At 35.5% G+C, this 8057-nt stretch carries 6 protein-coding genes; 2 read left to right on the top strand and 4 right to left on the bottom strand.

The features are described 5' to 3' along the window. Positions 1 to 15 precede the first annotated feature (15 nt). Entirely contained in the window at positions 16 to 1665 is a 1650-nt protein-coding gene (locus ACOVQ4_RS14995) for a GH39 family glycosyl hydrolase (protein ID WP_421821441.1), read from the top strand. A gap of 105 nt (positions 1666 to 1770) precedes the next feature. Here ACOVQ4_RS14995 and ACOVQ4_RS14990 read toward each other — a convergent pair whose 3' ends face one another. The 3 genes from ACOVQ4_RS14990 to ACOVQ4_RS14980 all read right to left on the bottom strand — a co-directional run bounded on the left by ACOVQ4_RS14990 (position 1771) and on the right by ACOVQ4_RS14980 (position 5824). After that, positions 1771 to 2286, bottom strand: a complete 516-nt coding sequence (locus ACOVQ4_RS14990) for a hypothetical protein (RefSeq protein ID WP_421821440.1) — start codon at positions 2284 to 2286, stop codon at positions 1771 to 1773. A 13-nt stretch (positions 2287 to 2299) separates the two neighbouring features. Continuing rightward, positions 2300 to 3346 (bottom strand): helix-turn-helix domain-containing protein, encoded by a 1047-nt coding sequence (locus ACOVQ4_RS14985; protein WP_421821439.1) that lies wholly within the window; start codon positions 3344 to 3346, stop codon positions 2300 to 2302. 150 nt (positions 3347 to 3496) lie between these two features. Then, on the bottom strand, positions 3497 to 5824 hold the full coding sequence (locus ACOVQ4_RS14980) for a DUF6250 domain-containing protein (protein ID WP_421821438.1): 2328 nt from the start codon (positions 5822 to 5824) through the stop codon (positions 3497 to 3499). Positions 5825 to 6248: 424 nt separating this feature from the next. Between ACOVQ4_RS14980 and ACOVQ4_RS14975 the strand changes: the two genes are divergently transcribed. Next, positions 6249 to 6626: a sugar 3,4-ketoisomerase gene (locus tag ACOVQ4_RS14975; RefSeq protein WP_421821437.1), complete on the top strand. Its 378-nt coding sequence runs from the start codon at positions 6249 to 6251 to the stop codon at positions 6624 to 6626. A gap of 275 nt (positions 6627 to 6901) precedes the next feature. Here the strand turns inward: ACOVQ4_RS14975 and ACOVQ4_RS14970 are convergent, their stop codons facing one another. After that, positions 6902 to 7612, bottom strand: coding sequence for a FadR/GntR family transcriptional regulator (locus ACOVQ4_RS14970; protein WP_421821436.1), 711 nt, complete (start codon positions 7610 to 7612; stop codon positions 6902 to 6904). Positions 7613 to 8057: the final 445 nt, after the last annotated feature.

Below are 8057 nucleotides of genomic sequence, written 5' to 3'. Positions count from 1 at the left end.
TTAGCCGTCCAATTGATGGCGATGGCTACGCCAGTATTTGCTCAGGAACAGAATCCTGTCACTATTCAGGTTGATTTGTCCAAGACAAAAGCTCCTATGAAGCCAATATGGGCTTGGTTTGGTTACGACGAACCTAATTATACTTATATGAAAGACGGCAAGAAATTGCTGTCTGAAATCTCGCAATTGAGTAAAGTTCCCGTTTATGTGAGGGTACACAGTTTATTGGTGACTGGTGACGGAACGGCTGCTTTGAAATGGGGTTCAACCAACGCTTATACGGAGGATGCCAACGTCAACCCTATTTACGACTGGACTATCGTTGATAAAATTTTTGATACTTTCATCGAACGAGGGATGAAACCTATCGCTCAAATTGGCTTTATGCCAGAAGCACTCTCGAGCCATCCAACACCTTATCGTCATTATTGGAAACCAGGGGATAATTACAACGATATTTATACGGGATGGGCATATCCACCCAAAGATTATAACAAATGGGCTGAATTGGTTTATCAATGGGTAAAACATTCGGTGGCAAAATATGGTCAAAAAGAGGTAGAAAGTTGGTATTGGGAGCTTTGGAACGAACCTAATATTGGTTACTGGAAAGGTACAACCGAAGAGTATATCAAATTGTATGACTACACAGCAGATGCTGTAAAGCGTGCTTTACCAACTGCCAAAATCGGTGGACCAGAAGTAACTGGACCAGATTGGGATAAATCAGCTACTTTTTTGAGGACTTTTTTGGATCATGTTACTAAAGGCAAAAACTATGTTACAGGCAAAACAGGTTCACCGATTGATTTTATTACCTATCATGCTAAAGGTGCGCCAAAGCTTGTGAACGGACATGTACAAATGAACATGGGAACACAACTCCGTGATATTGACAAAGGTTTTGAGATTGTGGCCTCCTATCCAACGCTAAAGAAATTACCCATTATCATAGGAGAATCTGACCCTGAAGGCTGTGCAGCTTGTTCAGAAGATTTACATCCACAAAATGCCTATCGTAACGGAACCATGTACTCAAGTTATACGGCAGCGTCTTTTGCAAGAAAATACGAATTGGCAGAAGCTAGAGGCGTAAATTTGTTGGGTGCTGTTTCATGGTCATTTGAATTTGAAGACCAAGCATGGTTTCGTGGTTTCAGAGATTTGGCTACCAATGGAGTCGATAAACCTGTACTAAATGTATTCCGTATGTTTGGCATGATGGAAGGAAATCGTGTGGAAGTGAAGCAAAATTTAGCGTATGATTTCAAAAAAGTTAGAGACCAAAGTGTGAGAGAGGCTGCTGATATTAATGCTTTAGCTTCAAAAGGCACAAACTCTGCGGGAGTAATGGTCTGGAATTATCATGACGATAATGTTCCCGCTCCAGATGCAGCAGTGGAGATTTCAGTAAAAGGCTTGCCTGCTGGAAAAGTAGCGCTATTGCATTATCGTATTGACAAGGAAAATAGCAATGCTTACGAAGTTTGGAAAACGATGGGTTCGCCTAAACAACCTACCGCTGAACAAATTGCGATACTTGAAAAAGCAGGACAATTGCAGTTACTAACTTCTCCAGAATGGATAACGCCTAAAAATGGAGAGACTCAAATTAAGATGAAATTGCCGAGACAAGGAGTATCGTTTTTACATTTTAAATGGTAATCTTACTCTAGTGCTGGCTTCCTAGTCAGCACTTTTTTCTAATAATTTTAACACTAACTATCTGAAATACAATCATTTCCAATATTAACATTTAATCTAAAATTACTAAGCTATATGTTCTTCACGGCCCCAAAATTCAATTCGCTCGATTTTAGCTTTGATGGGTAACCTATTATTAATTTGATAAAGCTGATCTAACTTCAGAAGAGCGAAATCAAAGGTTATTAAACCTGCTTTTAATAATTCATCAAAAACAAATAGAATGCCTCTTACTTCAATTCCATCTTGAGAGGATTGCTTCCTTAATTTGCCATCTCCCGTTAGTAGTATCCCTTTGTTGATTTTAGCAAAATACCAGACCGAACAGTCCTCAAAGCTTAGTCCACTCGTATTATTCAAAAGGTTAAATATGTTCTCTAATTCTTTTTCTTCAGATTCAAGTATCTCTAGAGTTCCTTGGTCAATGAATTTTTGTAGTATAGCTCTTTGAGGTGATCCCAATTCTTCAAACACAAAATCTGTTGTTTTTAGCTCTAGGTGTTTAAGCTCAAATAGGAGGTGAATCATTTGGAGATGAATCAAATCTATTAAAATGTTTGCGTCATTTATTACTATTCTCATCTAGGTGTATTTACTACATTATCGAACTTTTTAGTACTTCATTGATATTCACATTTAGTAAAGAGGCAGCTTTACTAGAAGATATTAATTCTTGTGATAATGCTCGATACACAAGCTGTTCATAACGATGTGAAACCTCCGAAGATTGAAATCTTTCTTGATCAATTTCTTTTTTCAAGGTAGGATTAAAATTGAGCTTCTTATAAAATTCTGCAAGTCTATTTTCACTAAAAATATTGGCATCTTTTAATCGGTATATAATTGCTCTAATGCTAATCCCATATTTTTTCTGTACCTCCACAAGCTCTCTTAAAGAAATAGAGTCCCTTTTATTTCCAAACTCCTTAATGACAAGATTTTGCGGAAATAAAAATTCTGCTGCAAATCTATTACATATACTTTCTTCAAACTTCACATTACACTGAGGATATTCCAACAATAAATGTCCTAATTCATGTAAAAGGGTAAACCGTTTTCTTTCAACACTGAAGCTCTTGTTTAGTACTACAACTGGGTATTTCTCATTAATAATGGTTGCCAGCCCATCAAAATTGTTCTCAGGTTCCTCGATTTCGATAATTTTGATTTCCTTATCCTCCAACAATTGAATTATGTTATGTATAGGATCAAAGCCAATTTTCCATTCGGTTCTTAACTCTGACACGATACCTTCAATATCATTAATTGTACTGACCTTTCTTCTTTCTAAAGGATTTTTAAAAGAATTGTTGATTTGAAGTATATTTTCAATTTCTAGATAATTAGATAATTCAATCTTAATTTTTTCCTTAAGAGCATTTATTTTCTTGATTGAAAAAGAGTTCTTTTTTCGAAAATTAATCTCACCTAACTCAACACTTGATGGTGAGAAAAAATAATCCATCTTCACTTCAAGTGCTTTTGCCAACTTAATAAGCATTTTACTTGGAGGAATAGAATCTCCTTTTTCATATTTTGAAATCATTTGCTTCGACACACCAATCCTATCAGCTAAATCTTGTAAAGACATAGCTTGGAGAATTCTAGCTTGTTTGATTTTAGAAGATACGATTTCTTTCATGATACCAATAGATTAGTTGACATTTTATACAAAAATATAATTTTTGTCAACCATAAAAAACTTTACTTCATCAAAATTCAACTCCGCTAGTGCTGGCTTCCTAGCCAGCACTTTCTTTTTCTAAGGATTCCAATCCTTAAATGGGTAAACTCATTCCAAGAGCTCATAGATTTTTATATCATCTATCCATTGGCGAGATTTAGTAGAGCGAATCGCAAAATAGCCTCCTCCGAGCGGATTTGGGTCTTTTTGGGTAAAATATAACTTTCCGTTTACCCAAACTGATACTTGTCCTTTGTTGACTTCCAACACAATTTTATAGTTCGTATTTTCCTCCAACAAATGTTCTTTATCGTTCTTTTCCTGCCACAAAACTCGCTCTCCTCTCCCATCGTATTTTCGTAGTCTGGTAGTTGAATTGTAGTTTCCTCCAATACCGACATAATACAAAGCTAATGAATCATAAGAGGCAAAATTACCATCAGATTTACGCTCGAACTTAGGATTTTGGCAACTCCAGAAAAAATTCAAATCTGAAAGTCTATCATTGGGTTTGTCCTCTACAACCACCTTTCTCGTGCATTCTATACGCACACTTTGCGGGAGTTTTTGATTTAACCAAACAGAGATACCACCCTCAGTATCGATCCATAATTTTTCGTCTTTTAACCCAACCGAAGAACCTTTGGCTTTATCCCATTCCGAAATCCAATTTTCGCCTAGTTCATTTCTAGAAAAATCATCTTGAAAAACTAATTTTTGCTGTGGAGCAACTCCTAGGCGAATAGCATCGTACATGATACCTGCGCCATGTTTGAGATTTTTCATCACAAACGAAAGCGTATTACCTTTTTGCTTGAGGTATTTTGCGGAAAAATGTATTTCCCAATGCTGATAATAACCACTCAAAATCGCTGAACGATAGATACTTGCATCGTTTCCAAAAGCTTTTTTCCCAATCAAAATACCATTAATCAAGACTTCTGGACTGGCATTTCTACTAGCACCCGCCACACCTACTGTCAAGATGTATTCGCCTCTGGTATTACGAAGCGAATCAGGTAAATCAAAATGTATATTCCAACTACCCTGCTTAGTTTGTGCATAATACCAATCCTTTGTTTTACTTTTCCCTATATAAAAATCAAGGTTTTCAGGGGTTTGGGTAAAAGTCTGGTAGTTACGGTTACGCTCACTAAAACCAAATCCTTTGGTTGTGCGGTCTGCCGTTCCAATTTGCCATAAAGTCGTGGCTCTATTGCTTGGTTGAAAACTGATTTTCCCCAAATCAAGCGTTTTATTGGCTTCAATTTGAACATTATCTATTCGGAATTCCTCCATCACATTTTCAGCAACTACATACAAAGTGTACATTCCAGCACGAACGTTATTGATCAAAAATGATCCATCTTTTTGACTGCGAGTATCAAAAATATAGCCCTGAGATTGAGCCTGCCAATCAAAATTGGGATTTGCCAAAATGATTCTGGTATTGGGCTGAACTTTCCCGTTAATCTGGACACTCCCCTTTATAGCTCCACGTTCTAATGGATATTCTTTATCGTTCATCCACGAATAAGGCCATTTTGTTTTTTCCTCCTTCGACTTTTTTTTGGCATCAGCCCATATTGTTTTAATATTTTTTCCTTGGTTAAAATAAATCAAAAAAGGGCCATTGAGCTTTTTCCAATCCTCTCTGATAAGGTTATCTCCCTTTCTTTTATCCAGCAAATAATGTCCACAATTGAACATATTCATCAAAAATGGGGTACTATGAACGGTATTATATTGCTTAGTTGGGCCTCCATTAAGGTATTCATGAGAAGCTTGAATAATAAACATTCCCAAGCCCGACTTTTGCCCGGCCATACCATGAACATAACGACCCTCTATATAATCGCTAAAATCGTATTTAGTATACACTGAGCTATCGGGAAGGCGATATGTCCAATCTTGGATTTCTTGCGTCAACGTACTCATCTGAGGCATTTTACCGTGGATATCATCTCTAACCAAATGATAATCAAATAATTGCTCGTCGGCACGAATACCAAACCTCGTTTGACCATAATCCCCTACCGAGTCGTCCTTGGCATGCGATTGCAGCAGATAACAATAAATCCCCGAAGTTTCCTTGGTAAGAATATAATGCAAATCGTAGGTAAAGTGGTTGTTGGCAACATGCTTGAAAGCAATTTCAACTAAATCTTGATTTTCTCTAACCACTCTAAATTCACTCTGAGCCATCGAAAAACCTGGTCCAAGCAAATAAAAGCGTCCCTTCTTACCCAACACATTTTCATGTTTTGCATACGAAACAGCACTTACATCAGCATTTTTATGCTGAAAAGTAAAGCTCACTTTCCCATTAGATAAAATAGTAGTGTGATTTGAAGTAAAGCGCTTCAACTGAGCATTAGTAGCGAAAGAGCATATACAGAGAAAAATAGACAGATTTTTACAAAAGAGAGCAATCATAAATAACAGATTTAGATGTCAACAAATGTAAAAATAGGCTTTTTATGAACCATCCTGCTCTCCAAATTTGCTTCATAATCAAACCTTATAATCCGAGAAGTATTGTTAACAAATAGAATTGTTTTGATAATTAAAGAGTAGAAACAAGCATTATCTTACTTATCAGATAAAACATATATTTTCAAAATTGAGTTTATTAGTAAAGAATTCGTAAATTTAGAAATAGTTTGAATCTCAGTTGGATATAAAATTTTCACAACCCAAAATTCCAACTGCTAAATGTTATTCAACACTTTTTCTTGGCTATACTTTCGGTGAGGGTTCTAGCCTATATTAAACAGGTTTTAATAAATTTCTTGCGTATACTTTCTCTTCCAAACAACCACGAAGAATTATTAATCCTATTTAGCAGCCTTATTAAAAAATGAGCCAATTGTTATTATTGGATAGCTACCGATCAGAGACGGGAGATTTAACTGTTTTTGAAAAGATATTTCCAGACCATATTAAAAGAGTAAGTTTTTTTCAGGGGAGCGATAATGATTGTTACGGAGGTTATCGTCATAAGAGTACCAAACTGGCCTTAGTCTGTCTTTCTGGGCATTGCCGTGTTTTATGCAAAGCTAAAGGTCTTGAAAGGGTCTATGATTTAGATTCTGCACAAAAGTGCTTATTATTATCTCCCGAAGATTGGTTTTTCATAGAAGAAATATCAAAAGATGCGAAAATTTTACTTTTAGCCAACAAACCATACAGTGCCGAGGAACTCATTTATGAGTCATGTCAATTGGCTACGGTTTAGCATAAAGAAATAAAGATAATTCCATTTTATGTGCTTGTAAATTAGCAAGTACATAAAATGGAATGTTTGCAATAGGCTAAGGGGCTTCATCATTTCACAAAAAATACCAGCATTTGTGTAGCGTAAACCTTAAAGCCAAGTGCCCCAAAGCATATCTGTGGCTAACAAAAAACAGTTGAAAAAGCTTTGCCAGAGGCCTGATGCAAACAATTTTTCGAGCTAAATTATTAGAATACAAGTGTGTAGTTTCAAGACTCTTTGCCTTGTGATACATTTTAATCTGCAAAAAGTCTCGCAAAATGGTTTTCGAGGTGGTTTCTCATGCCATTGCGGAAAAGTTCTGGCGAACCATTCTCCAAAATATCTACCAAGCCTTTGTGAGAGACAAATTTCTTTTGTGGTAAATCCTTTTTTAGTAATCCACTGTTGTGTACGTAATCAAAGATAGGGAGTAACATTTTCTGGAAACTTTTGAGGGTTTTGTTGCCAGTAATTTCATAGAGTTTTCCGTGAAAATTGATTTCATGTTCGATATTGAACAAATGTGATTCGCTCGAACTAGGTTCATTTTTGACAATTTCCTTCAACTCATCAATATCCTTTTGTGTAATTTTTTGAAAAATCAAATCAGCCATTCCAATTTCCAAGACCAAACGTAATTCAAAAATTTCACGCAAAGTATCCTCATCCAGAATGTAAGGATTCATGCTTTTGCTCATGATACCTAAAATATCTGGGCTTGTAATAATGGAGCCTTTTTTCTTTTTGGATTCCACAATACCCATGGTTCGTAGTCGAGTAATAGCTTCACGGATTACAGTTCTACTTACACCCAAAAGCTCGACTAATTCCACTTCTTTAGGAATTACATCACCGACTTTAAGTTTTCTACTTTGGAGTAACTCCACCAAATTGGCCTCAACTTTATCTACCAACGAACTATTATCCACTGCGATGAAGCTATCGCTAAAATCTTCATTTGTCATATTATGTATTACTTATTTTTATAAAAGTAGTATAATCTATCGATTTTAAAAAACAAAATCCATGAAAATTCAAGCTAGAAGCTCTTCAATAGGTATTTCATTATTTTGTCTAACATGAAAAAGACTCTTTTCTTTTAAATATCAATTTCTAGCAAAAACCAAACAGCATATCCTAGATAAGTATTACATGTTAAACATAAAAATACTTATAAATAAGGCTTTAGAATGTTGCTATAATAAGTATTTACCACTAAAACAAAATATTTTATAAAAATATTACTGAAAATTCGCAAAAGTATATTATAACCCTATATCCTTATTATGTCTCACATAATACATCTACTAAACTATATTATGAAAAACATTTATCAGCGAGTGGGTTTACTTATAATTTGCATTCTGTGGACATTTGTTTCATGGGGGCAAGGCAAAAAAGTGAGCGGAA

Origin of the sequence: Flectobacillus sp., assembly GCF_049240685.1 — a bacterium.
Taxonomy (GTDB): domain Bacteria; phylum Bacteroidota; class Bacteroidia; order Cytophagales; family Spirosomataceae; genus Flectobacillus.
This window is presented reverse-complemented; position numbering and strand designations above follow the sequence as displayed.